The organism is Halopseudomonas oceani (assembly GCF_002903165.1).
Taxonomy (GTDB): Bacteria; Pseudomonadota; Gammaproteobacteria; order Pseudomonadales; family Pseudomonadaceae; genus Halopseudomonas; species Halopseudomonas oceani.
Window position 1 is genome coordinate 1 of the sequence record NZ_PPSK01000013.1, and the last position, 24,965, is coordinate 24,965.

Sequence of the window (24,965 nt, forward strand, 5' to 3'; positions counted from 1 at the left end):
GGCTGTCGATGTACGGGGGATACACGCCGATGACCGTTGCTTCGACACTATCGTCATGACCTTTACGCTCTGCAGTATTGCCGACCCGTTGCCGGCCTTGCGGGAAATGCATCGCGTACTGCGTGACAGTGGAAAGCTGTTGTTTTGCGAGCACGGGCTGGCTCCTGAGCCTGGCGTCCGACGGTGGCAGCATCGCCTTACTCCCTGGTGGAAGCCATTCGCAGGCGGTTGCCACCTTGATAGGGATATCCCAGCATTGATAGGTGATGCGGGTTTTTCCATCGAAGAGATTGAAACCGGTTACATCAAGGGGCCACGGCCGATGACATTTCTGTATGAAGGTGTCGCGACGAAGGGATGATTGTTCAGTGCCATAACAAAAGAGCGCCCTTGGGCGCTCTTTTGTTATGGCGGCGATCAGAGGCGGTCAGGCGCGACCCCACTCCAGGTCCTGCAGGTGGCGCCACATCAGCTTGCCTGTTGGCGATTTGGGGATGCTGTCGGCGAAGGAGACCATCTGCGGGCACTTGTAGGCGGCCATATTTTCATGGCACCAACTGATGATGTCCTGTTCGCTGGTGTTCTCCTTGCCTGCCGCGAGGACCACTACGGCCTTGACCGTTTCGCCACGGCGCTCATGCGGTGTAGAGATGACACAGACTTCCTGGATCGCAGGGTGCGCGTACATCAGCGACTCGACTTCCGCAGGCCATACCTTGAAACCGGATGCGTTGATCATGCGTTTCACCCGGTCAACGAGGAAGAAGTAGCCCTCTTCATCGTAGTAGCCCAGATCGCCAGAGCGGAAGAAGCGATGGCCATCCAGTTCGACAAAGGCTTCTTCGGTGGCATCCGGGCGGTTCCAGTAGCCCTGGAAGATCTGCTGGCCGCGCATGATGATTTCACCGGTTACGCCGGGTTCGACTTCCTTGAGCGTTTCCACATCGATGACGCGTGAGTCGACACCGATGAACGGAATACCGAGGCATTGTGCCTTGGATGCCTGCGGAGGGTTAACGTGGGTGGCAGAGATCGTTTCCGATAGGCCGTAGCCTTCCATATAGGTCAGCCCTGTCTTTTCCTGTAACTTGGCTGCGACGGCCGCCGGCATGGCTGCGCCACCGCCACCGATGCCTTTGAGTGAGCTGATGTCGTACTTGTCGATATCAGGGTCGGACAGCATGTCGACGACCATGGTCGAGATGTTGCGCCAGGTATTGACCTTTAGGCGCTCGATCAGGGTAGCGGCGACCTTGCGGTCCCAGCGGGTCATGACGACCAGTGTGCCGCCGGCATACAGCGTCGAGTTCATGCACGATTGCATGCCGGTCACATGGAACATCGGCACTGATACCAAGTGAATGCAGCTGTGCTGGGTGTTGACCCAGGCTGCGCCATACACCGTGGTAGCCATCACGCTGTGATGGGTGTGCACGCAGCCCTTGGGATTCCCGGTTGTGCCCGAGCTGTAGGGAATTACGCACAGGTCCTGCGGTCCTGCGGTCAGCGGGCCGGGCTGCAGCTGTGCATTGAGCGCATCCTGCCAGCGAGTTACGCCTTTGGCTGTATCGACGGTCGCCGGCTCTGTAACGGCTTCGGGTAGTGGCAGGTCAGTTGGGTTCTTCACGTACTCGCTGTAGGCGCTGACAATTACCTCGCGCAGACTGCTTTCGCCAATGTGGGGGGCGACAAAGTCGCTCAGTTCCTGGGCACATAGCGCGACTGGGGCTTGGGTGTCTTCGATCAGATAGGCCAGCTCGGCGGTGCGGTTCATCGGGTTGACGGGCACTACCACAGCATTTGCCCTGAGGATGGCGAAGTAGCCGATGATGTACTGCGGGCTGTTCTGCATGTAAAGCAGAACCCGATCACCAGACTGCACACCCGCCTTTTGCAGGTAACCGGCCAAGCGCTCGGTCTCATCCTGCAGTTCGCGATAGCTGATATCGCTGCCGTAATAATGGATGGCTGGGTGTTTCGGGTAGCGCAGTGCCGAGACGGTGATGTTGTGATACAGGTTGGTTGCGGGTAGCTCCAACTCGCGGGGTACCTGCTCCGGCCATACTGCAAAATGACGATCAAACATGCATCCAGTCTCCTGTTATTGTCAGCGCGTTGGCCATGGGCGCGCACCGACTGTTGTATTTGGGCATCGTCGCAGCATAGGGGGCGGCGTGGTTCAGGGGAATCAAACTGCACTCTCGTGTTAGCAGGCAATAAACAGCGCTTAGTCGGCGTCCCGTTGAGGGGCGTGGATCGGGTATAGTTACCGACTAAGGGTAGCGCCATGACGTGACCACGGGAGAGGGCTGCAGGCATGACACAGAATCAGGTAATCATCTTCGATACCACACTGCGTGACGGGGAGCAGAGCCCCGGCGCGTCCATGACCAAGGACGAGAAGCTGCGTATCGCTCGGGCGCTGGAGAAGCTGCGCGTCGACGTGATCGAGGCCGGTTTTGCAATCGCCAGTCCTGGCGACTTCGACGCGGTCAAGCTGATCGCGGATACCATTCAGGACAGTGTGGTGTGCAGCCTGTCCCGAGCCATGGATGCCGATATCGACCGTGCTGCCGAGGCGCTGGCCGGTGCGAATGCTGGCCGTATTCATACCTTTATCGCTACCAGTCCGATTCACATGCAACACAAGCTGCGTTTGCCGCCGGATCAGGTGGTGGAGCAGGCGGTCCGTGCGGTCAAGCGTGCGCGCAATCTCTGTCCGGATGTCGAGTTCTCCTGCGAGGATGCGGGTCGCTCGGAGATCGACTTCCTCTGCCGTATCATCGAGGCGGCCATCGACGCAGGGGCGCGCACCATCAATATCCCCGATACGGTCGGCTACGCCATTCCACATCAGTTTGCGGACACTATCGGTCAGATCATCACCCGGGTGCCGAATGCCGACAAGGCGATCTTCTCTGTTCATTGCCACAATGACCTGGGACTCGCTGTCGCCAACTCGCTGGCGGCGGTAACCGCAGGCGCGCGCCAGGTCGAGTGCACCATTAACGGTCTTGGGGAGCGGGCGGGTAACGCTGCGCTGGAAGAGATCGTTATGGCGATCAAAACCCGCAAGGACCTCCTCAACGTGGAGACCCGCATTCAGACGGAGAATATTCTCGCAGCGTCGCGTCTGGTTTCCGGTATCACCGGCTTTCCGGTGCAGCCGAACAAGGCAATCGTAGGGGCTAACGCCTTTGCTCACGAGTCTGGCATCCATCAGGACGGTGTACTCAAGCATCGGGAAACCTACGAGATCATGAGCGCCCAGTCGGTTGGTTGGCATACCAACAAGCTGTCATTAGGCAAGCTGTCGGGCCGTAACGCCTTCCGTTCCCGGCTTGAAGAGCTGGGCATCGAGCTGAGCGGCGAGGCGCTGAATGCCGCCTTTGCCCGTTTCAAGCAACTGGCAGACCGCAAGCACGAGATTTTCGACGAAGATCTGCAGGCCCTGGTAACCGACACTCTGACCGAAGTGGAAGAGCACATTCGCCTTGTTCACTTGGATGTGACCTCCTGTATGGGTGAGGTTCCGGTTGCGACAGTGCAGTTGACTGTAGACGGTGAAGAGAAGACCTCAAGTTCAGAAGGCTCCGGCCCAGTGGATGCGGCGTTCAAGGCCATCGAGCAGCTTGTTGGCTCGCAATCCAGTCTTCAACTGTATTCGGTCAACGCGATTACCCAGGGTACCGACTCTCAGGGCGAGGTAACGGTAAGGCTTGAGAAGGCCGGGCGCATTGTTAATGGCAATGGTGCTGATACTGACATCGTTGTGGCGTCCGCCAAGGCGTATATCAATGCGCTGAATCTGATGCGCGAAGGCGCTTATCGGGCTCATCCGCAAGCGGCGGACGTTTGATGTTCGAAGCGACTCGCCTCGCTTATCTGGAGGCCTTGGGCGTTACCAATTGGATGCCGCGAAAACCTCTTGCGGCGGTGCCTGCGCGTGCGCCCGCTCTGCTGTTGCCGGAGCCAGAGGTGTCCGCGGCGGAGGGTATTGCTGCGCCTGTCGAGCGAGCCACCGCCGCGCCGCGCGTTGAGGTGCCAAGGCCAGTCAAACCGACAGTCGCGCCAGCTCCTGTTCCTGCTTCGCCGGCGCCGGTTCCCGAGCCGGTGAAAAAAGGCCCCGCGGCGGAGCCGGTCGCAGCGTTCTACTTGCAGCTCTGGCAATCCGGTCCGTGCATGTTGCTGATTGAAACGCCCGAGCCGGGGCTGGAAAGCGCGATGCCCGGCTTTATCTTATTGCAGGACATTTTGCGTGCGGTGCAACTCCCGGATCGTCCGACATTGGTCGGTGATTTCCGCTGGCCGCTCAATCGCAACCCGCAGCTGGACCGCAGTGCTGCTGCGGCCAATCGCGGGTTGCTGGCCTTTTTGCAGGCGCGGCTGGAGTCACAGCAGATCGTTTCGGTTGGCTGCTTTGGTGTGATGAATACCCTGATGGTTGAAACTGACCTTACCCAGGCCGATGCATTGCTTGGTTGTGAGGAATCTGTCGAGGGGCTGCCACCGGTCTGGTTTGCGCCCAGCCTCGACAGCCTGCTGAAACGCCCGCAGGAAAAGGCGGCGTTGTGGACGTTGTTACGCCGTGTGCGATCGCGCTGGCAGGAGAAGTCATGAGTACGTTGTCCTTTCGCCGCATGCAGGAGTCAGATCTGGATGCGGTGCTGGCGGTCGAGTTTGCGGCATTCAGCCATCCCTGGACACGCGGCATCTTCCTGGACTGTATTCGTTCGGGGCATGAGTGCTGGCTTGCCTACAGCGGGCAGCAGCAGGTTGGGCACGGCGTGCTGTCGGCTGCCGCCGGTGAGTCGCATTTGCTCAACATCACCATCAAGCCCGAGAGTCAGGGCAACGGCCATGGTCTGGCGTTGCTTGATCACTTGATGCAGCAGGCCAAGGCGCGTGATGCCGAGGTCACGTTCCTCGAAGTGCGCGAATCCAACCAGAGTGCAGCGCGACTATACGAGCGTTACGGCTTTAACGAAATTGGTCGGCGCAAGAACTACTATCCGGCAGTGGGTGGGCGCGAAGACGCGCTCGTCATGGCCTGCTCGCTGCTCGATTGACCCCATGTCCAACGCACGTCGTAACGGCGCCATTGCCGGCCTGGTGATCTGCACGCTGGCCTGGGCCGGTAATGCACTGGTGGCGCGCGCCAGTGCCGGGATGTTACCGCCAATCGGGCTGTCCTTCTGGCGCTGGTTGACCGCGCTGCTGTTGTTGCTGCCATTCACCTTGCCGAGCCTGTACCGGCACCGCGATCTGCTCTCAGTGCACTGGAAACAGATCGCGATACTTGCGGCGCTGAGTATCTCCTCCTACAACACTCTGCTGTACCTGGCCGCGCAAAGCACCACCGCGATCAACATTACGCTGGTCAACACCGGCTTACCGGTCGCTGCCTTTATCTGGTCTGTCGTATTGCTGCGGCAGTGGCCGACACGGCTGACGCTGCTTGGCACATTACTGTCATTTCTCGGCTTGTTGCTGATTCTCAGCGCCGGCAAGCCATGGCAACTGCTACAGATCGGCTTTAATCGGGGCGACCTGATTATGGTGCTGGCGGTGCTCACCTGGGGCCTGTACTCCGTTCTGCTGCGGCGCTGGCCGGTTCCGGTGCCCGGGTTTACCTTGCTGGCGGCCATGCTGCTGTGCGGTGTACCACTGCTGTTGCCGTTCTATCTTTGGGAGTTGAATGCGCACGGTGGCATGCCCTGGTCGCCTCAGGCATTCGGCGCGATTGGCTACACTGCCGTTATGGCGTCGCTGGTTGCCTACTCCGCCTGGAACCACGGCGTGCGCGTGCTCGGGCCGGCAACAGCGTCGTTGTTCAGCTATCTGATGCCGATATTCGCCTCGTTGCTCGGCATTCTGCTGCTGGGCGAGCATTTGCACGCCTATCACCTGGCTGGCGGCGCGCTGACTTTTGTCGGCTTGTTGCTTGCGACTTGGCAGGGACGGAAAGCCTGATGCAGCTGTGTGTTATTCCCGGTGACGGGATTGGTCACGAGGTCATACCGGTTGCCGTTTCTGCGCTGCAGCGGTTGCTACCGGGCTTGCAGACGCAGACGGCGGATGCCGGATGGGAGTGCTTTCAGCGCTGCGGCTCGTCCGTTCCGGAGGCCACGCTGGAGCAATTGCGAGCGACAGGTGCCGGGCTGTTTGGCGCTGTCTCATCACCGGCGCGCAAGGTTGCTGGGTATCGCAGCGCCATTCTGACCCTGCGCCAACAGCTCGGCCTGCACTGCAACCTGCGCCCGGTGCGCAGCTGGCCAGTCATCTCGCCTCGCAGCGGTATCGACATGCTTATCCTGCGGGAGAACAGCGAAGGGCTGTATGTCGGTCGCGAGCACATGGAGAGCGAAGACATTGCGATCGCCGAGCGACAGATCAGCAGAGCGGCATGTGAGCAGTTCGCTGCACGTATCGTCGAGGTGGCCGAGCAGCGCAGTGCCCGCAGGGTCACCCTGGTGCACAAGGCCAATGTGTTGCCGCTGACCTGCGGGCTGTTCCGCGACACGTGTCGTCAGGTGCTCGCCGCGCATGGCTGGGAGACTCAGGTAGACGAGCGGCTGGTAGATGTTGCGGCTCTGCAACTGGTCGAGTCGCCGAATAGCTTCGACGTGCTGGCAACTACCAACCTGTTCGGTGACATCCTGTCCGATCTGGCCTGTTACTGGTCTGGTGGGCTTGGTATGGCGCCTTCGCTCAACTGGGGCAAGGGTATTGCCCTTGCCGAACCGGTACACGGCAGCGCACCGGATATTGCGGGGACCGGTAGGGCCAATCCTATTGCGGCCCTACTGAGCGCGGCCTTACTGCTGAGATATCACTGGCAAGAACTAGAACTGGCCGCGCGACTGGATGCGGCGGTTGAGGGGTTTTTGGTCGAGGCGGGTGCAGTTGATTTTGCCGATCGCACCACAGAGATTATTGCCGACGGCGTGATCAGCAGGCTGTAGTGCGACTACAGGCTATACGCGTAAACATAAAAAAAGGCCTAGCCGAAGCTAAGCCTTTGAAAAGGTTGGTGGCTACACCGGGACTTGAACCTGGGACACCAGCATTATGAATTATGTCTGACTCTCCCGGTTGAACCTCAAAGCCTTCTATTTCGGGCGTTTCAGCCCTGCGCCTTCCTCGTTAGAACTGGCCTTTACAGGTAGTTTCTGCCTTTTGGGCACACTGTTTTTATGCTTCTGGAAAGGCTAGAGCTATTTGCTCTGTTGACGGCATCACTTCGCATCGCCACCTGATTACCCGTATACCGGCAGCTGTCAGCACCTTGTCCTTCTTAGCGTCGGCCTTCTGCCTCTGTTCGTCCATGTAGTGTGTTTTGTCGTCCAGTTCGATCGCCGCAATGGTGTTTAGGTTCTGGTCCGTCACCACAAAATCAACGCTCATTCTGCTAATGCGTGCAAACCATCGTTGGAAGCTGTGTCCTTTCTTGATGCTCACCATCTGAGATAGTTGCACCTGGGTAAAGATGTGGTGGTTCGGTAAAGCCTCTTTCAGCCGTTCAAACAAAACTATTTCTGTGTCTGTTATCAGCCGTCGCTTTGTAAATGGCCACGCTTCGTCGGGTGCGTACTTGTAACCGTCGTCCCACTTCTTCGCCCCCTTGCTCTGCTCCGGTTTTTTCTCGTCTTCCTGGGCTTTCGGCTGCGTCGTTTTCAGCGTAGGGGCGTTCCACGTTGATCGGGTGGTTTCGTTCTTTCTCGCTTTGCTTAGTAGCACCAGTGCAGCAGCCAAAACCAGTGCGTAGAAAATCCATTCCATACTGTGATGCTTCCCTGACTCGTCATTTCCGGGCAAACCAGCGCTGTCCGACTTTCTGGGTGATCGCTATCCCGCGTGGTGATTGGTCAAGTTTCTGTTTGCCTCGTCGTACTCGGGGCTTGTTTGGCCGCATTCTGGCGCAATTTTCCCCCCTGCCAACCATAAGGCGTATTGAGGGTAAATCGCTACCAGCACGTCTAGCTCTTCGCTGCTTATCCTGGTCGTTTTATGGCGCACGTTTTTCCATCGCGCATGACCTATCGGCGATTTTCTGACCAGCTCGTCCAACCCTGTCATATATATCAGGGTTATAGCTCGTTCCTGAATTGATTCCAAAACAGTCTAACCCGCCTTCGATTAATTTTAAGGTTTAACTATTAATCCATAATCCAAGGTGCTAGTATATTTCCATGGTTTAATAATTAAACCTGATTTTTGGAATTAAGGACGCTCAGATTATAGGTGGTTTTCATGGAACAGTCAGGCGTAGCGGGGTTAAAGATCGATCAGGCCGCAGCGGTGGAAGTCATCCGCAGCGTTCCTTTCTGCACGCATGAGGCGCTGGCCGACATGGTTGGTGTCACTCACGACGTGGCGCGGGGTTGGATTGAAATGCGCACCGTCCCAAGCGTCAAGATCGGTCGCCGCCGCGTCATCAATCTCGCCCGCATCATGGCTGACCTGTCCCAGGGCAAAACCATTTTCTGCTCGGGGGATTACGGCGATGAATGAGCGCATATCGGCCAGTATCCGTCGTCAAGTTCAGAACGTTGGCAATTTAAGTAGCCCAGTCAACGACCGCCAGCGTGATTTCATCCGCCTGTGTGGTTATGTCCAAGCTTTGGAAGACGCGGAGATTATTTCTTCTGATGAGCGTCAGCGTTTTGTTGAGCAGGCATGCGACGCCCTCATTCTTGATTTGTCGGCTGGCTCATGAACTCCATGACAGCCGAGGGCGTCTGCGCCTTCTTCGAGCGGGAGCGCAAGCGCATGTACAACTTCAAGCACCTCAAGGGCTGCACCTGCGTCGTGTGTTGGAGTGCCGCATTCCACCGGCAGATGCACGACCGCAATGAAAAGCGTGCCGAACGCTGCCGCCAGCTACTCGCCAATCCTGAAACCGCTCTGACTCCAGCTCAGGGCAACTTTTTCGCCCAACTTGATGAGGTAGCCCAATGAAACCGGCCATTCCTCCCCGTCAGGAAACCATCGAAGACAAGGACCGCCGTTTTTACGTTGTCGCTCCCGGTTCTGTGTACCTGGCACTGCAACAGGAGGCCCTGCAACGCGGTTCGGACCTCTGGACCCTCGGCGGCTCTGTGTTGGCCGCTTGGCTCAATGCCGGGTGCCCTGACTTCCCCTCCGAATCCCCCAGCCCGTCACCGTCGCCTGTCGCGGGACCGACTCGGAGCGCTGAGGAATGAGCGTCAAGGGCCGCGTGCGGGCGCAGCGAACCCTTGACGCTCATTCAGCTGCGCTCAAGGTCCGCAAAGCGACCGGCGTCGGTGTCGGGTTGGGGGGTGAACCCCAGCCCAGAACCGGAACCTTGAGCGGTTTTGACTTGGTTGTTGGTGAGCGGAGCGCGCAGGCGTCAGGGATCGTTACCCGTGAGGGCCGTAATCGGCAGATTGCGGTGAGCGAAGCGAGTAGAGCCCGCCCGGACGCACAATGGATGCGAGTCGACTTTAGCGATGAGTACCAAGAGGGGTTTTATTTTGTGGTTATCCCTCTCTGTGGTGCAGACAAAGCCGGTTCCCTGCTTGAGGTGTCACCGACATGAACGAAAACACCAATTTCTATTTGAATCAGTATCTGCAGCAAGTGCGTTTTGGACCAAATGATATGCGAAAAAATGCGTATCACTTTTTCCTTGGATATATCAATGCGCTCCGCGTTTCCGGGGTTGTTAGCCATGATGAGGCGGCTTGCTTTTGTGAGATGGCGTTGACTGCCATTACTTATGGGCATGCGGAGTGATTGATATGCAGCAACACATTGCCATCCGAATTTTAACCGGCAGCGTTGTTTTTACCGTTTTGGCATCGCTGACTGTTTGGATTTTTTATTGAAGTAAAGCCGCCCACTGAAAGGGCATTAATCGTAAGTCGATAAGAGGAAAAGACGATGAGTTTCCAAATTCCTACGCTGAAAAGTACCAAGTCCCTGTTCGTGATCAACAAAGACTTCTACGCGAAGAAAGACACCGGCGAAGTCCGCGTGACTGTTGAGTGTCTCGTGCCCGCTGGCGGCACCCGCCCTAATAAAAAGGGCTACAGCGTTGCAGCGTTTACCGCTGAAAAAGAGGTGTATGACGCGCTCAATCTGGATAACGGCCCGATCATGGTTAATTTCGAGTCGGAACCACGCGAGAGCCGTAACGGCTTTGGCAATACCACCAACACCGATCACCTGTTGCGAGTCATTGCGGACAAGTCCGCAGCGGCCCCAGCAGCTCAGCCCCAGCAGAAGTAAGGGGCTGAGTAATGAATTTTCTGGCCTGTGAGGGTGCGTGGTCGGTTGCTGCTGGCTCGATCAGCTGTGACGGCACCCTCGTCACCATCACAAGTCAGGAAATCGCGGACGAGGTTAATGCCGCGTCCGCGTTAACCCTTGAGGAAGCTGGCGTGCTTATTGACGCAGCCATGCTGTTGTTTGTCGCCGTGTTTGGTTTCCTCGTTCTGAAAAAACTCCTGTGAGGTAACTCCTATGAAACGCATGAATGTGGTTCGCAAGTACGGCAGCAAGATCGCCGTCGCTACTGGTGCTCTGGCCGCTTCGGCTGGTGCGTTCGCTGACGTCACCGCTACCGAGACCGCGATTACCGCTGTCGGCGCCGACGTTTCCACCATCGGTTGGGCTGTGCTCGGTGTGCTGGTAGTAGCCGCTGGCTTCAAGTACATGCGCCGCGCCATCTGACCCGCTTTGCCCCACTGCTCGCGGTGGGGCTTTCCCTTTCCCCAGCTAATCGCAGGCCCCCGCCATGACCATCGACGCTTCCACGTACTACCTCGTTGTTGTCACCGTCGCCTTGGCGGCTTTGTTCTTTGGGCGGGTGTAGTCATGCGTTTTCTATTGCTGTCGCTGCTGATCCTGTCCACCTCTGCGTTTGGTGGTACTCGTGTTACTCCGAATGTCGGCACTAACTCCGCGATTCTCAACAGCAGCAATTCGGCTTATTTGTCTGGCAATGTGCTCTGGAAACAGGGCGATACCGCAACGTCTTACATTGAGCGCCTTGGTCGTCATACGCCTGTTGGGGTTACCCCTTCGCGTGGTGTTCCAACTGGTCGCATTGTTTCAGCGGCTAAAGACCTGATCAGGCTCTCGCCAACTTCGGTCGTTGCTAGTGTTGGGCTTATGGCTATCGTCGAGGGCGCGGGCTGGGCAATTGATGAGTTGACTGGTCAGATTAGCGTTCGTGAACAGTCTCCAGTTTTCGACAATAATTATATCTATTGGTACATACAGGCCAACGGCCAGCGCGGCGAAGGTGCCACACCAATGCTTGCTTGTCAGGCATGGGCAGATAAGTCTGCTTTTGGTGATCAGTGGGAGGCTATATCTTATACTCTTAGCTCCTACAATCATGGCACCTGCCTGGTTTCTTATACCCAGCTTTCTTCGGGTAACTCTGGAACAACTTCTAAGAATCTTGCTCGTACTGGTTCTGGTTGCCCTTCCGGAACATCCTATTCCGATGATCAATATGGCTGTATTGGCACTATTGACCGCCCGGTTCTTGATTCTGATATCTCTAAGCTAAGTATTACTGGTGATGCCTCTTTTTATGACGGGCTGATGCGCGACGCCTGCGATCTCTCCGCGTCACCTTCTCGTTGTTTCGACAGCCTGGTTGAGCAACGCCGCTTATCGGGGCCTGCCACTGTCGAAGGGCCCAAGACTACTACCACAAGCACGCAGACCAATGCTGACGGCAGCACCTCCACTGTTGAGAAGGAAACCCGGACGCAGTACGACATTGAATACGGCGACGATCACTACGTCTACACGCCCAAGACCACCACCGAAACCAAGGTAGACGGCCAGACCACCGAGACCACCACCGAGCAGGAAGATACCTCGGAAGATTCCGAGCAGAAGCCCGAGGAAGAAATGGTGTCTGAGATTTCGGGGCTTAACTGCGAGGCGTCGATTGCCTGTTCCGGCGATGCTATCCAATGCGCCATCGCCAGCACCCAGAAAGACACCAAATGCATCCTCCAAGATGCCTTGGACTTTCCAACCCAGCAGTCAGAAATCACCAGTATTTTTCAGGGTGACGAGTTCGCGCTCGATGAAGAAGAAATCGAGATTCCCTCCTTCATCAATCAGGGCACCCGGTTTCTGCCTTCCACCTGTCCCGCGCCTATCGCGCTTGCCCTGAGCGGCAAAACCCTGCAGCTCGACACGCAGCCGTTCTGCACCTTTGCCAATGACCTCAGCTTTCTGATCGTTGCGTTCTCTGCGCTCGGCGCTGCGCTCTATGTTGGTCGCGCCTTTGGAGGTGAATGATGTGGTACTACCTCGCGGTTCTGTTCAACATCATCATTGTTCCCTTGCTTTTCAAGGCGCTCAAAGCCTTAGGCATTATGGCCGTCTCCTATGTCGGCATTAACCTCGTCCTCGATCAGGCCGCCAGCTACATCCAGTCGCAGATGGGCCAGACGACGGTACTAATGCAACAGATGCTGGGCGTCGCCAAGATCGACATTGCTATCAATATCTATCTGTCCGCTATCACCACCCGCGCCGTTCTCGCCGGTATGAACAAGCTTTCCGGCCGCAAGAAAGACTTCGTGCTCAAAGCCTGATAAGGGGGACTTATGTCCACTGCTACGCTGATCATTCGAACCGGCCTGCAGGGGCACGGTAAAACCCTGAACACCATCAAGGAAGTAGACACCAAGGCGTTTCAAGAGCGGCGCCCCGTCTACTTTCACAACATCACCGATCTGGAACCGTCGAAGCTCAAGGCCGACTGGTTCCCGTTCGACGATCCCCACAAGTGGTACGAACTGCCTAACGACTCGATCATTGTCGTGGATGAGGCGCAGGGCTTTTTCCCGGTTCGTGATCCGCGTAAAGAAGTGCCCGAATACGCCTCCCGCTTCGAGATCATGCGCAAGCAAGGCCACGAAGTTCACTTGATCACCCAGGACCCGCGCTTCATTGATGTGCATGTGCGCCGGCTGTGCGGCTGCCACATTCACTACAACCGCGTGTGGGGTTCGTCCAACGTTGCCCGCTACCAGACTGAGCGCGTGTTTAATGAGGTCGAGAAATTCCCGGGCAACAAGACCGCCGACCGAACCATCATCAAGCTCGATAAAAATTACTTCGGCGTCTACAGCAGTGCCCAGGCGCAGCACCACTTCAAGTTCAAACCCAGCAAAAAGGCCCTGTTCTTCGTTGGCGCTGCAGTGGTCACGCTCTGGCTCTGTTACCGCGTCTATGACCGTATGTATGCCGCTGATCCAGAGGAAGAAACCGCCACGGCACAAAGCACTGAACAGCCGTCTGCCTCATCTAATGCAGCCAGCCTTGCCGCTGGTGCAATGGGGGCTCTGCTCAAGCCTCCGACACAAATCGAGGGCAAACCCCAAACGAAGGCGGAATACCTGGCGTCCCTTGATCCTCGCATTCCTGATGTACCGGCTACGGCACCGATCTATGACGCCCTTACTCAACCCCAGAGCCATCCACGGTTGTTCTGTGTGCTCAGTACCGACCCTGATCTAGTCGACCGGACGGATGCGCCGCGTAGTGATGTGGATGGGGTGCCGACTACTTGCCAGTGCTACACGCAGCAGGCCACCCGCGTCGAAACCAGCTTTGGGTTCTGCCTGAACGCGGTGAACCGCGGCTACTTCGACAATACCCTGCCAGATCGCATGACCGCACAAATGCAACAGCTCGCTGCTCCATCCGCTCCCGCTGTCTCCTCTCCAGGCATTCTTACTGCTCCTTCCCAGCCGGCACCGTATATCACCGTCGTCGAGTATGAAAAAGGGCGCTTCACATGGTGATCATTCGCGGCCCGGTTTTTTGCACACGCAGCGAGGCACGAGCGCGTGGCAAAAACCGGTCGCGCTGACGTCCCTGTAGCACGTCATTAAAAGGAAGGGTGAAAACCCCGTTACGCCAGATAATTACAGAGGTCTGCAATGGTAAAGCCGATTGATCAAGTGAGAATGTCTACCCTGACCGGTAGCGACGATTATGCGCGTCGCTTCATTGATCCCAGCACTTTCAAAGAGACTGATTTGTCTGGTGTGCGTTTTCTCGGTTGCCGTGTTGATACCGTTCGCCAGCTCTATCGGGGTTCCATTCCGGCCCAGCTCTTGGAACAGCTCTCCCAGGTCTCCGGCATCGCTATGTTTTTCGGTTATGAGTGGCATGTTGGCCGGGTAGGGCGCGATTCCGGTTACCAGATCAAGCTACAGAACGCTGACCTCGGTCTTATCATTCTGCTTAAGAATCATAACGTCAAAGCCGAAGTTGAAGGCCCACACCTTAAGTTTGAGGTCTCTCCCCACCTTATCGACCAGCATTCCCCGGCGCAGCTGCAATTGCTCCTAGACGAATTGGCCGGGCAGATTCTTGATGACTGTCGCCCTAATCAATGTGCTGTGCATCTTGCTCTGGACTTTCAAGGCTGGCATCCGCCTGCTGACTTCGTTGCCCGGTTGCATTGTCGTGCCCGCGCTCAGCGCGAGTTCAGCACGGTTGAGCGTATTGAGTTTGACGAGCGTTCGGCTGTGTATGGTCGTGGAATGTCCTACCTTTTTGGCTCGGCTGGTGCTGTCCAGCTCGCACTGTATTGCAAAACAGCTCAGGCCCGCGCTACTGATAAGCTCGATTATTGGGAGAGCGTTTGGCGTCGCCAAGATAACCCGTTTGATCCTGCTGACCCCGGCAACTATGACGCTGCTGTTCCAGTCTGGCGGCTTGAGGTCCGTTTCCATCATTCTGTTGTCGATCAGTTCGCGCAGGGTTCTGTCAATCTGCACACCGGGGAAATCATCGACACGTCCACCTTTGGCGAGTTGTCGGCACACCTGCAAGGCCTCTGGGGCTACGGCCTGACCGCGTTTAAGCTGCTTTCTCGCCCTGGCTGCTATGACGCTTTTTGGACTCTGATCCGTCATGACGTGACCGTGCAGGTCAGTGCTGATTCGCTTAGTGATGAGGTCGAATATCGCCGCCGCTACAAGACATCTAACGGGTTTAGCGGTAAGAACGTTGAGTTATTCATGGGAAACTTCGTTAGCCTGCTGGCACGGGAGCGAGTGGGCGCAGCAAAGGCGTTTGAGCGGCTCAAGGATTGGGAGTGCTGGCCGGTCATCCGTGACCACTTTTCCGACAAGGGTAAAGCGGAGAAGGATGTTTATGCTTGGCTGCGCGACAAGCTAACAGAGCGCACCGTCAGGTGGGGGCGTGCTGTATGACTGCCAGGAAGCTGCCCGGTGGCTGGATGGCTGACTTTTACAGCAATGGTACCCGCATTCGTAAACAGGGCTTTGCCACCAAGTCGGCGGCGTTGCGTTATGAGAGCGAATACAACGCCCAGATCAAACACACTGGCAGGCCGCTTGATGATCGCCTGTCTGATCTGATTCGCGTTTGGTACGATCTGCACGGCCAGACCCTCAAGGACCACCAAACACGCCTTGCCCGAACTCTGGCGATCGCCGATCGCATGGGTGACCCGCTTGCTATGGATTTCACGGCGTTGACCTGGGCCCGTTATCGTTCATCGCGCCTGGCCGAGGTGAAGCCGGCCACCGTCAACCACGAACAGCGCTATCTGTCTGCGGTTTTTGCTGAGCTAATCCGGTTGCGCGCTTGGCACGGTGCTAACCCTCTCGATGGCGTTCGCCAGATCAAGGTTGATGAAACCGAGCTGACGTTTTTGTCATTGACTCAGCTACAAACCTTGCTCGATGAGTGCAAGGCCAGCAGCAACAATCATTGCCACCCGGTCGCCCTGGTCTGCGCTGCTACTGGTTGTCGTTGGAATGAGGCGGAGTCACTTACCCGGTCTGCGGTCCACGGTGGCAAGGTCCATTTTCACAAGACAAAGAACAGTCGGAGCCGGTCGGTGCCGATACCTGTTGAGGTAGAAAACGAGATCTTGAAAAACGCTATTCCTGGTCCCGGTCGGCTGTTCGTGTCCTGCAAGGCTGCCTTTCGCGGTGCATATGAGCGGTGCGGTTTCCACACACCTGGGCAGATGACCCACATTCTCCGGCACACCTTCGCAAGCCATTTCATGATGGCAGGCGGGGATATTCTGACCCTGCAGCGGATTCTAGGTCACTCAGATATCAAGATGACCATGCGCTATGCGCATTTCTCGCCTGATCATCTTAGTACGGCAATGTCCCTTTCACCCTGGGCGCAAATGCAGCAGGGCCGGGCATAGCGTGGGCATAATGTGGGCATATCGGGGAATAAAAAAAGGCCTAGCCGAAGCTAAGCCTTTGAAAAGGTTGGTGGCTACACCGGGACTTGAACCTGGGACACCAGCATTATGAATGCTGTGCTCTAACCAACTGAGCTATGTAGCCATCCGAGGCGCGCATTATTCATTTCTGCGGAATTGTTGTCAACCCTGTTGGCATAACTTTTTTATCTTCTTTTTCAATTGTTTAACCATGCCCTGCCTGAGGGGGCTGGTCGGGCGATTTTGTTCTAGCGGCTGTCGAGCTGCATGGGCACGCTGACGCCCTCGGCGCTGCTGTCTTGGTTGACGCTGACGTCGATTTGGAAAACGCGCCCTGCATCCAGCCCGGCGCGATCTACCAGGTAGCCCTTAATGTTGCCTGCTCGCAGCTGGGCGAGGCGCCGGAGCATCAGCTCGCTTGCGCTCCAGTGCTCGAGGACGGCTTGGCGCAGCTGGACTTCGCGTGCTTCCTTGTCGAGCTCTGCCCATTCTGCGGGAGGCTGCCGCTTTAGCTGGGTGCGGTAGATGGCCTCCAGCAAGGCCGGCTTGTCGTCTTCGTCGACGACTAGCTCACTGGGATCGGCTGGCAGCTTCTTGCCGCTGTTCTGCAGTATCTGGTACTGCAATCGCTGGTACTCACTTTCCAGCCGCTGCGCCGCCAATGGCGGACCGTCCTGCTTGATAGTGCTGAGGCCTTCAATTTCCAGAATCAGGGCTGGCCGCTCATTTAGCGCCTTGGCAAGGGTGTCCAGAGTGTTCTGTGCGGCGCCATCCAGCTCGGCACTGCCCGCTGCGAAGCCGACTTGGCTGATGTCCTGATCGTTCCCGGAGACGAGGCCCGCAATGAACTTGAACGGTGCCTGAGTGGCACGTAGCAGCAGGTTACGGAAGGTTTTCCAGACAATCGGCATGACGCTGAACTGCGGGTCGTTTAGGTTGCCTGATACCGGCAGCGAGAGGTCGATATTGCCGTTGGTGTCCTTGAGCAGTGCAACTGCTAGCCGGACTGGTAAGTCGACTGCGTCCGGGCTATCTACTTTCTCTCCCAGTTGCAGACCTTCCAGTAGCAGTTTGTTCTGGGCGTTCAACTGACCTTGCTGGATACGGTATTCAAGGTCCAGATTCATGCGCCCCTTACGGATGCGGTAGCCGGCAAACTTGCCGGAGTAGGGGGTCAGTGTGGTCAGCTCTACGTTGCGGAATCGGGTCGCGATGTCGAGGCTGTTGAGCGGGTCAAACGGTGTGAGGCCGCCCTTGATAGTAACGGGCGCATAGCGGTCGACGCGGCCGCTGATGTCAACATCGGCAACCAGCGGCCGCTGATTGTCTATGGTGCCTATCTGGCCGTTGAGTTGTCCCATGGCGGTGGCAAAGTTGGGGGTGAGGCTGAAATCAGCGAAGTTGGCGGAGCCGTCACGTACCGAAATACCACCGATATGCAGTGCCATCGGTGGCTTGTCTGCTGTCTGCGCTTGGGTTTGTGTCTGCCCCGGCTGCTTGACGATCAGGTCGCTGAAGTTGGTGGTCAGGTTTTCGTTGACGATGAACCGAACATACGGGCGCTGCAGGGTTATGTGTTCAATGCCGAGACTGTCGCCTTGATAGTTGATGCCGGCAACGTTCAGGGTTTGCCACTTCAGCAGGTCGCGCTTGCGAGCGGAGTCGACAATATGCAGTTGACCGACGCTGGCATCACCGGTTACGCCCAGATCAAGCGGCGAGGTGCTGCGCAGCTGCAGCTTGAGGTTACTGTCCAGCAGGCCGCTACGCAGCTGAATGTGTACCAGCGGTTCGATATATGCTCTGGTCAGTTGCAAGTTGATATCGCGGGTGCTGATGTTGAAGTCGGCGGTGACAGGCTGAAGGTTGACCTCGCCGCTGGCACTGATGTGACCGGTGCCGTTCACACCTGTTTCGACGCTGAGTTTAAAGGGGGCGGCAGCGCTGCTGTCAAAGTCACTCAGGGTCAGATTGAGCGGCGCCAGTTCTAGGTTGACGTCGTTTTCAGGCAGGCGGTCCTGCAGATGCAGTTGGTATCCGCTGAGCTCTGCGTTGGCCAGCAGCACTTGCCAAGCTGGCGTTGGTTGCTGCGGCGCATTGTCTGCGCTCTCGCTGGCGGCGTCATCTTCAGCGGCATTGTTATCGACAGGCGTGGCAGAGGCGTCGCGGGCGGTGGCTGCGTCGGCGGCCGGTGGTTCCTTGCTGGTGGTCTCCGGCATCAGACTCAGGAGGTCGAGCTGACCATCTTCGGTACGGGCGGCCCAGGCTTGCAGCCCTTCACTACGGACGTTGCCGACGCGTGCCTGCCGGGTTGCGAGATCGAGTGCTCCGTCGCGGATATGCAGCGATGGTATGCGGAGCAACGGATTCTCGCCGTTGTCGATAACCAGGTCCTGGAGGTCGAAGGCGGCATTGCTCAGGCGTACGTCGGTCTGCTCAGAAAGGTCGATATGGTAGTTGGTGCTGGTGTTGACCTTGCCGCTGCGTAGCAATAGAGGCAGCCGTTCGCGTACATATGGCCAGATGGTCTGTAGCTCAGCCGCCTGTACGCTGATCTGGCCGTTGGAGCGCAGCGGAACCAGGCTAAGCTCACCTTTCCAATCCAGACCGGCGCCGTAGGGGCCGGTGGCGGTCAATACCATTTCACCGCTGTTATCGGGCAGCGTACTCAGGTTGTAAAGCTCCAACGAAAGCTCGTCGTAGGCGAACTCGACGGCATCCGAGGGACGCAGGTCTTCGAAGTTGAAGCTGTTTTTGATCAGCGCGATGCGATCGAGTATGACCGGAAAGGGCTGTGTGTTCGACTCCTGTTGCTGCGGTTCGGATGGCGGCAGTTTGAACAGCTGCAACAGGTTCAGTTGCCCCTCGGCATCAAAGCGGGCCTCGATGTGGGCGCGTTCCAGTTCGACATTGCTCAGGTGTACAGCCCCACGCCAGAGGCTGTCGAGTTCCAGGTCAGCATAGGCTCGCCGAAAGGCGATCTCTGGCGCTGCCTCTTCTCCGATCTGGAGGTTCCACAAAGTGAGTTCAAAGCTGAACGGGTTGAACTCGACACGCTCCAGTTTGGCGGGAACGTTCGCCAGTTGGCTCAGCTGCTGATTGGCAACGTGCAGCACTATGGCAGGCAGCAGCAGGACTCCAACCAGACTGTAGGCAAACACGGCTATTAACAGTGAAACAAGCAGGGTCTTCTTGCTTGGACGCATGGAATTCTCACCGCAGGACGAAGCATTGACGAATTATGGCACGGTAATCGCCGTGGCGCGGCCTTTGTCGGCGAGGTTGTAATGTCTTAAGAGTGGCACATAGGGCATGCGTGATGTTGGCGTATTGCTTCTAGAATGGTCGCAAACAATAAGACCAATGGGAGTGGCGCTTATGCGCAGGTTTGCAGTCTGGACGGCGGCGCTGGTGTTGTTGGCGGCGGCTGGAAGCTGGTGGTTGGGCAGACCACCTGCGTCGGACCTGATTTTCTATGGCGGCCCTATTCTGACCGTCAATGATCAGGACCAGGTGGTCGAGGCGCTGGCGGTCAAGAACGGGGTGATTGTTGCCGTTGGGCGTGCCGCTGACGTCCTGACCCATCGTACGGCGGATACCCGGCTGATTGATCTGCAGGGTCGTACGCTGCTGCCGGGGTTTGTCGCTGCACATGAGCACCCGACGCTAACGGCGGTGTTTCGCGGTGCGCATGACTTGTCTGGATTTACCCACCATAGCAATGCCCAGGTGTGGGCGGAGCTGAAAAAGGCCGTAGCAGACACCGACCCGGGTGAATGGGTTTATGCTGGCGGCCTGGATGCGATTCTGGTACCGGATCTGCAGGTTCCGATGCGTGAGGCGCTGGATACGCTGGCGCCGGATAATCCGGTCGTGCTCATTTCCCAGACGCTGCACTCGGCGTGGGCCAACTCCAGGGCGTTTGAGGAAGCAGGGATTACGCCGGAAACGCCTGACCCTGGTCTTGGGTCGTACTACGAGCGTGATGCCAATGGTGAATTCACTGGTTTCATTGCTGAAACGCGGGCCATGGCACCCTTTGTCGATGGCCTGCGTGCGCCGCTGGGGCTGGTGGGGCGATACGGTGACACGTTGGACGGCTACCTGAGCCAAGGTTTTACCTCGGTTGCGTCATTGGGCTACAACCTTCCGCCGTGGATGGCGCGCTTGGTTGCCCTGCGTGATTTTCATCCGCGTATTCGGCAGTTTTTCTATCTGGTCGACAGCGAGCTGAAGTTCCTGCCGGAGCGTCCGGATCATGACGAGGCGTACTTCCGCGTGCTCGGCGTCAAGCTATGGCACGACGGTTCACCTTACACCGGCAGCATGTTGACCTCGGTTCCCTACCTGGATAGCTCACTTGGCAAGACCCTTGGTATCCAGCCGGGTAGTCACGGTGCCGGGATGATCGCGCAGGACGAGTTGGTCGAGCGCGTTCGGCGCTACACGGCACAGGGCTGGCAGGTGGCAATCCATAGCCAGGGGGATGAGTCTAACCGGCAGGTGACGCAGGCTATCCTCAAGGCCCTGCCATCTGATGCGGTTACGCGGCAGGTAAGGCTGGAGCATTCGGTCATGCTGCCTCCGGACCTGATGCCTGCACTGGCGGAGCGCGGCGTCAGCGTCAGTTTTCATATCAACCATATTCTCTATTACGGCGATGCCCTGGCTGACTCAATTATCGGCCGTCGGGCGGCGCAGCAGGTGTTGCCGGTGCGTCGTGCGTTCGAGCTGCAGATGCACCCTTCGCTGCACGCGGACAGTCCGATGTTCCCGACCGAAGGTTTCAGCTTGATGCAGACCGCGATCACGCGCAAAACGTCCAGCGGGCAGACGCTGAATGTTGCGCAGGCAATCGATGTAAAACAGGCGTTGCGGGCAATGACAATTAATGGCGCTTGGCAATTGGGCATCGAACGGCAGGCTGGAAGCCTTGAGGTAGGCAAGTGGGCGGACCTGCAGATTGTCGATCGGAATCCCTATGCCGTGGCGCCGGAAACGCTGCGTTCAACCAAGGTTCTAGAGGTGTTTGTCGGCGGTCAGTCGCAGTTCGTCAGCGAGTAAAACAAAAAAGCCCCGGACGCCAAGGCGTGCGGGGCCTGTCTGCACAAGAGGGCTCAGACGTTGAAGCGGAAGTGCATCACGTCACCGTCCTTGACGATGTATTCCTTGCCTTCCAGGCGCCATTTGCCAGCTTCCTTGGCACCGCTTTCGCCGTTGTACTGAATGAAGTCGTTATAAGCGACGACTTCGGCGCGGATAAAGCCTTTCTCGAAGTCGGTATGGATCACGGCCGCAGCCTGCGGCGCGGTGGCGCCGACCTTGACGGTCCAGGCCCGTACTTCCTTCACGCCTGCGGTGAAGTAGGTCTGCAGGTCCAGCAGTTCGTAGCCGGCTCGGATCACACGGTTCAGCCCCGGCTCTTCCATGCCCATGGTTTCGAGGAACATCTGCTTTTCTTCGTCGTCATCCAGTTCGGCAATCTCAGCTTCGATCTTGTTGCAGACCGGAACTACGACCGCGCCTTCTTCGGCGGCGATTTCGCGGACCACGTCCAGATGCGGGTTGTTCTCGAAGCCTTCCTCGGAGACGTTGGCGATATACATCACCGGCTTGTTGGTAAGCAGGTGGAAGCCCTTGGCCAGTTGACGCTCTTCCGGGCTCAGGTTCTTCAGTAGCGAGCGGGCGGGCTTGCCGTCTTCAAAGTGCGGAATCAGCTGTTCGAGCAGCGCCTTCTGCGCCAGGGCTTCCTTGTCGCCACCCTTGGCGTTGCGGGCAACGCGCTGCAGCTGTTTCTCGCAGCTTTCCAGGTCGGCGAAGATCAGTTCCAGATCGATGGTCTCGATGTCGCGGCGCGGGTTGACGCTGTTGGAAACGTGGATGACGTTTTCGTCTTCAAAGCAGCGCACGACGTGGGCGATGGCGTCGGTTTCGCGGATGTTTGCCAGGAACTTGTTGCCCAGACCTTCACCCTTGGAGGCGCCTTCTACCAGGCCGGCGATGTCGACAAACTCCATGCTGGTCGGAATGACGCGCTCGGGCTTGACGATGGCGGCCAGTGCATCCAGGCGGGCATCGGGCATGGGAACCACGCCGCTGTTCGGCTCGATGGTGCAGAAGGGGAAGTTCTCGGCACCGATACCGGCTTTGGTCAGTGCGTTGAACAGAGTGGATTTGCCGACGTTGGGCAGTCCGACGATGCCGCAGTTAAAACCCATGGTGTTGTCCTCTGCCGATGGTTCGGCGTAATGAGATTCAGGCCTTGAAGCTGTGCAGGCGTTGCATGACCGCGGTCCAGTTGCCGTCGACCATGCCCGGCAGTTCGCTGATCGCCTCGTCGATGCAGGCGTCCAGAGCGTCCTGCTCGGCGCGGGGTGCTCGGCCCAGTACAAAGCCGGTCACCTGCGAGCTGTGGCCAGGGTGGCCGATACCGAGTCGCAGGCGGTGAAAACCGTTGTTGTTGCCCAGTTTGGCGATAATGTCGCGCAGACCGTTGTGCCCGCCATGTCCGCCACCTTTCTTGCACTTGACCACACCCGGCGGCAGATCCAGTTCGTCGTGGGCGATCAGAATTTCTTCGGGTGCAATGCGATAGAAACTCGCCAGCGCGGCGACGGCCTGACCGCTGCGGTTCATGTAGGTGGTGGGGATCAGCAGGCGAACATCCTGACCGTTCACGCTGATGCGTGCAGTCAGGCCAAAAAACTTGCTCTCTGGGCGCAGGCTGGTGTTGTGCCTTGCGGCCAGACGTTCAATAAAAAGGGCGCCAGCATTGTGGCGGGTCAGTTCGTATTCCGGGCCTGGATTCCCCAGTCCTGCAATCAACTTGATTCCCTGCGTCACAACGGGCGCCCTCTTCAGAGTCGTGCGGAAGCTTACTCCGCGGACTCCTCGCCTTCAGCAGCCGGCGCGTCAGCAGCAGCAACGCGAGCAGCGTGGACGTTAGCAACCGGCAGGTCGTGATCAGCGCCCTGAGCCAGAGCAGTGATAGCAACACCTTTCGGCAGTTTCAGGTCAGTCAGGTGAATGATCTGGTCCAGTTCAACGGCAGCCATATCGACTTCGATGAACTCGGGCAGATCTTTCGGCAGGCAGTGTACTTCCACTTCAGTCATGGTGTGGGAGATGATGCCGCCTTTCTTGACGCCAGCGCAGCTGTCTTCGTTGACGAAGTGCAGCGGAACGTGGACGGTGACTTCGTGGCCTGCAACAACGCGCAGGAAGTCAGCGTGCATGATCATCGGCTTGGCCGGGTGACGCTGCAGTGCTTTCAGCAGCACGTCTTCTTTCTTACCGTCGATGGACAGGCTGATGACGTGGGAGTAGAAAACTTCGTTTTCCAGAGCTTTCTTCAGTTCGCGTGCTTCCAGAGCAACGTTCTGAGGAGCCTTGTCGCCACCGTAAACGATGGCGGGAACCAGATCAGCGTTACGACGCAGGCGGCGGCTCGCACCTTTCCCCAGGTCGGTACGCGCTTTCGCATTCAGAGTGAAGTCGACCATTTGTAGTCTCCTTGCTAATTCCCCCGGGCGTTTGCGACCAACGCGTCGGGCGAGAGGTGATGCCCTCGCGGGCAGTTAAATCAGCGCGCGTTTCTTAACGGAACATTGCGCTGATGGATTCTTCATTGCTGATGCGGCGCATGGCTTCGGCCACGATCGGAGCCATGTCCAGCTGGCGAATGCGCTCGCAGGCAGCGGCGGCCGGGGCCAGCGGGATGGTATTGGTCACCACCAGCTCGTCCAGCACGGAATTGGTAATGTTCTCGATTGCCTTGCCCGACAGGATCGGGTGAGTGCAATAGGCATAAACCTGAGCTGCGCCATGGTCCTTCAGGGCCTTGGCTGCATGGCACAGGGTGCCGGCGGTATCGACCATGTCGTCAACCAGGACGCAGGTGCGACCTTCAACGTCACCGATGATGTGCATCACCTCAGACTGATTGGCTTTCGGACGACGTTTGTCGATGATCGCCAGGTCAACGCCGAGGCTTTTGGCCACTGCACGTGCGCGAACAACACCGCCGATGTCGGGCGATACAATCATCAGGTTTTCGAAGCGCTGATCCTGGATGTCGTCGATCAGTACCGGCGAGCCATAGATGTTGTCGACCGGAATGTCGAAGAAGCCCTGGATCTGGTCCGCGTGCAGATCGACGGTGAGCAGGCGATCAACGCCTACGGTGTCAAGCATGTCGGCGACGACCTTGGCGCTGATGGCAACGCGGGCCGAGCGTGGGCGTCGATCCTGGCGGGCGTAGCCGAAGTAGGGGACAACCGCGGTGATGCGGGAGGCGGAGGAGCGACGCAGGGCGTCGGCCATGACTACCATTTCCATCAGGTTGTCGTTGGTCGGTGCGCAGGTGGGCTGCAGGATGAAGACGTCCTTGCCGCGCACATTCTCGTTCAGTTCGACGTTGACTTCACCGTCGCTGAAGCGGCCGACGGTAGCGTCGCCGAGGGGGATGTGCAGTTGACGCACGACGCGCCGTGCCAGATCGGGGTTGGCGTTCCCCGTGAAAACCATCATCTTGGACACGCAGCAATACCTTTTGTGGGTAGTGGCTAGGCGGAGAATTCAGGTCTGCGGGAATGCCGAAATGGCCTCAACCAGCCAGACATGAACTGTTCTGTACTTGATTGCTGCCGGAGAGAAAAATGGCAGGGGCGGCTGGATTCGAACCAACGCATGGCAGGATCAAAACCTGCTGCCTTACCGCTTGGCGACGCCCCTGTAT

The 24,965-nt window shown here is 57.7% G+C and carries 27 protein-coding genes and 2 tRNA genes; 20 read left to right on the forward strand and 9 right to left on the reverse strand.

Annotated elements, in window-relative coordinates:
- Nucleotides 1–361 (forward strand): class I SAM-dependent methyltransferase (locus C1949_RS13230; RefSeq protein ID WP_146040318.1); only part of this gene is annotated, 361 nt, incomplete at its 5' end.
- Between the two features lie 66 nt (nt 362–427).
- Here C1949_RS13230 and C1949_RS13235 read toward each other — a convergent pair.
- Entirely contained in the window at nt 428–2,086 is a 1,659-nt protein-coding gene (locus C1949_RS13235) for a long-chain-fatty-acid--CoA ligase (protein ID WP_104738952.1), read from the reverse strand.
- A 231-nt stretch (nt 2,087–2,317) separates the two neighbouring features.
- On the opposite strand from C1949_RS13235, the gene C1949_RS13240 reads away from it, so the two are divergent.
- The 5 genes from C1949_RS13240 (at nt 2,318) to C1949_RS13260 (ending at nt 6,965) form a co-directional block, all read left to right on the forward strand.
- Nucleotides 2,318–3,859 (forward strand): 2-isopropylmalate synthase, encoded by a 1,542-nt coding sequence (locus tag C1949_RS13240; RefSeq protein ID WP_104738953.1) that lies wholly within the window; start codon nt 2,318–2,320, stop codon nt 3,857–3,859.
- 323 nt (nt 3,860–4,182) lie between these two features.
- Entirely contained in the window at nt 4,183–4,620 is a 438-nt protein-coding gene (locus tag C1949_RS19280) for a hypothetical protein (RefSeq protein WP_146040319.1), read from the forward strand.
- Nucleotides 4,617–5,069, forward strand: coding sequence for a ribosomal protein S18-alanine N-acetyltransferase (gene rimI / locus C1949_RS13250; RefSeq protein ID WP_104738955.1), 453 nt, complete (start codon nt 4,617–4,619; stop codon nt 5,067–5,069). The genes C1949_RS19280 and rimI overlap by 4 nt, the downstream gene beginning before the upstream one ends.
- A 4-nt stretch (nt 5,070–5,073) precedes the next feature.
- A complete protein-coding gene (locus C1949_RS13255; protein ID WP_104738956.1) occupies nt 5,074–5,973 on the forward strand; it encodes a DMT family transporter in 900 nt (299 codons plus the stop codon).
- Entirely contained in the window at nt 5,973–6,965 is a 993-nt protein-coding gene (locus C1949_RS13260) for an isocitrate/isopropylmalate dehydrogenase family protein (RefSeq protein WP_229744411.1), read from the forward strand. Before C1949_RS13255 ends, C1949_RS13260 begins: the two co-directional genes overlap by 1 nt.
- A gap of 229 nt (nt 6,966–7,194) precedes the next feature.
- On the opposite strand, the gene C1949_RS13265 is transcribed toward C1949_RS13260, so the two are convergent.
- The gene (locus C1949_RS13265; protein ID WP_104738957.1) at nt 7,195–7,782 is read right to left on the reverse strand and encodes a DUF2726 domain-containing protein; all 588 of its coding nucleotides are present in this window, start codon (nt 7,780–7,782) and stop codon (nt 7,195–7,197) included.
- A gap of 471 nt (nt 7,783–8,253) precedes the next feature.
- On the opposite strand from C1949_RS13265, the gene C1949_RS13275 reads away from it, so the two are divergent.
- The 13 genes from C1949_RS13275 (at nt 8,254) to C1949_RS13340 (ending at nt 16,207) form a co-directional block, all read left to right on the forward strand.
- Nucleotides 8,254–8,514 carry a hypothetical protein gene (locus C1949_RS13275; RefSeq protein WP_104738959.1) on the forward strand — a complete coding sequence of 87 codons (261 nt, stop codon included), beginning with the start codon at nt 8,254–8,256 and terminating at the stop codon, nt 8,512–8,514.
- On the forward strand, nt 8,507–8,719 hold the full coding sequence (locus C1949_RS13280; RefSeq protein ID WP_104738960.1) for a hypothetical protein: 213 nt from the start codon (nt 8,507–8,509) through the stop codon (nt 8,717–8,719). The genes C1949_RS13275 and C1949_RS13280 overlap by 8 nt, the downstream gene beginning before the upstream one ends.
- Entirely contained in the window at nt 8,716–8,961 is a 246-nt protein-coding gene (locus C1949_RS13285; protein ID WP_146040320.1) for a hypothetical protein, read from the forward strand. The genes C1949_RS13280 and C1949_RS13285 overlap by 4 nt, the downstream gene beginning before the upstream one ends.
- Entirely contained in the window at nt 8,958–9,206 is a 249-nt protein-coding gene (locus C1949_RS13290; RefSeq protein WP_104738962.1) for a hypothetical protein, read from the forward strand. The genes C1949_RS13285 and C1949_RS13290 overlap by 4 nt, the downstream gene beginning before the upstream one ends.
- A gap of 352 nt (nt 9,207–9,558) precedes the next feature.
- Entirely contained in the window at nt 9,559–9,759 is a 201-nt protein-coding gene (locus C1949_RS13300) for a hypothetical protein (protein WP_104738964.1), read from the forward strand.
- Nucleotides 9,760–9,906: 147 nt separating this feature from the next.
- On the forward strand, nt 9,907–10,254 hold the full coding sequence (locus C1949_RS13305) for a hypothetical protein (protein WP_104738965.1): 348 nt from the start codon (nt 9,907–9,909) through the stop codon (nt 10,252–10,254).
- Nucleotides 10,255–10,265: 11 nt separating this feature from the next.
- Entirely contained in the window at nt 10,266–10,478 is a 213-nt protein-coding gene (locus C1949_RS13310) for a hypothetical protein (RefSeq protein ID WP_104738966.1), read from the forward strand.
- Nucleotides 10,479–10,488: 10 nt separating this feature from the next.
- A complete protein-coding gene (locus C1949_RS13315) occupies nt 10,489–10,698 on the forward strand; it encodes a major capsid protein (protein ID WP_104738967.1) in 210 nt (69 codons plus the stop codon).
- 144 nt (nt 10,699–10,842) lie between these two features.
- Nucleotides 10,843–12,294 (forward strand): virulence factor TspB C-terminal domain-related protein, encoded by a 1,452-nt coding sequence (locus tag C1949_RS19680; RefSeq protein WP_229744414.1) that lies wholly within the window; start codon nt 10,843–10,845, stop codon nt 12,292–12,294.
- The gene (locus tag C1949_RS13325; protein WP_170063075.1) at nt 12,294–12,593 is read left to right on the forward strand and encodes a DUF2523 domain-containing protein; all 300 of its coding nucleotides are present in this window, start codon (nt 12,294–12,296) and stop codon (nt 12,591–12,593) included. Before C1949_RS19680 ends, C1949_RS13325 begins: the two co-directional genes overlap by 1 nt.
- Nucleotides 12,594–12,605: 12 nt before the next feature.
- Complete coding sequence (locus C1949_RS13330; RefSeq protein ID WP_104738969.1) at nt 12,606–13,808, forward strand: zonular occludens toxin domain-containing protein; 1,203 nt, start codon at nt 12,606–12,608, stop codon at nt 13,806–13,808.
- Between the two features lie 138 nt (nt 13,809–13,946).
- On the forward strand, nt 13,947–15,230 hold the full coding sequence (locus tag C1949_RS13335) for a hypothetical protein (protein ID WP_104738970.1): 1,284 nt from the start codon (nt 13,947–13,949) through the stop codon (nt 15,228–15,230).
- Complete coding sequence (locus C1949_RS13340) at nt 15,227–16,207, forward strand: phage integrase (protein WP_104738971.1); 981 nt, start codon at nt 15,227–15,229, stop codon at nt 16,205–16,207. The genes C1949_RS13335 and C1949_RS13340 overlap by 4 nt, the downstream gene beginning before the upstream one ends.
- 68 nt (nt 16,208–16,275) lie before the next feature.
- On the opposite strand, the gene C1949_RS13345 is transcribed toward C1949_RS13340, so the two are convergent.
- A tRNA-Met gene (locus tag C1949_RS13345) sits at nt 16,276–16,352 on the reverse strand.
- A 124-nt stretch (nt 16,353–16,476) separates the two neighbouring features.
- The gene (locus C1949_RS13350; RefSeq protein WP_104738972.1) at nt 16,477–19,434 is read right to left on the reverse strand and encodes a DUF748 domain-containing protein; all 2,958 of its coding nucleotides are present in this window, start codon (nt 19,432–19,434) and stop codon (nt 16,477–16,479) included.
- 172 nt (nt 19,435–19,606) lie between these two features.
- Here C1949_RS13350 and C1949_RS13355 point away from each other — a divergent pair, with 172 nt between their 5' ends.
- Nucleotides 19,607–21,292, forward strand: coding sequence for an amidohydrolase (locus C1949_RS13355; protein WP_170063076.1), 1,686 nt, complete (start codon nt 19,607–19,609; stop codon nt 21,290–21,292).
- A gap of 53 nt (nt 21,293–21,345) precedes the next feature.
- On the opposite strand, the gene ychF is transcribed toward C1949_RS13355, so the two are convergent.
- The 5 genes from ychF to C1949_RS13380 form a co-directional block, all read right to left on the reverse strand.
- The gene (gene ychF / locus C1949_RS13360; protein WP_104738974.1) at nt 21,346–22,446 is read right to left on the reverse strand and encodes a redox-regulated ATPase YchF; all 1,101 of its coding nucleotides are present in this window, start codon (nt 22,444–22,446) and stop codon (nt 21,346–21,348) included.
- A gap of 37 nt (nt 22,447–22,483) precedes the next feature.
- On the reverse strand, nt 22,484–23,059 hold the full coding sequence (gene pth, locus C1949_RS13365; RefSeq protein WP_104739072.1) for an aminoacyl-tRNA hydrolase: 576 nt from the start codon (nt 23,057–23,059) through the stop codon (nt 22,484–22,486).
- Nucleotides 23,060–23,103: 44 nt separating this feature from the next.
- Complete coding sequence (locus C1949_RS13370; protein WP_104738975.1) at nt 23,104–23,730, reverse strand: 50S ribosomal protein L25/general stress protein Ctc; 627 nt, start codon at nt 23,728–23,730, stop codon at nt 23,104–23,106.
- A gap of 94 nt (nt 23,731–23,824) precedes the next feature.
- Nucleotides 23,825–24,766: a ribose-phosphate pyrophosphokinase gene (locus C1949_RS13375; RefSeq protein ID WP_104738976.1), complete on the reverse strand. Its 942-nt coding sequence runs from the start codon at nt 24,764–24,766 to the stop codon at nt 23,825–23,827.
- Between the two features lie 120 nt (nt 24,767–24,886).
- A tRNA-Gln gene (locus C1949_RS13380) sits at nt 24,887–24,961 on the reverse strand.
- Between the last annotated feature and the right edge of the window lie 4 nt (nt 24,962–24,965).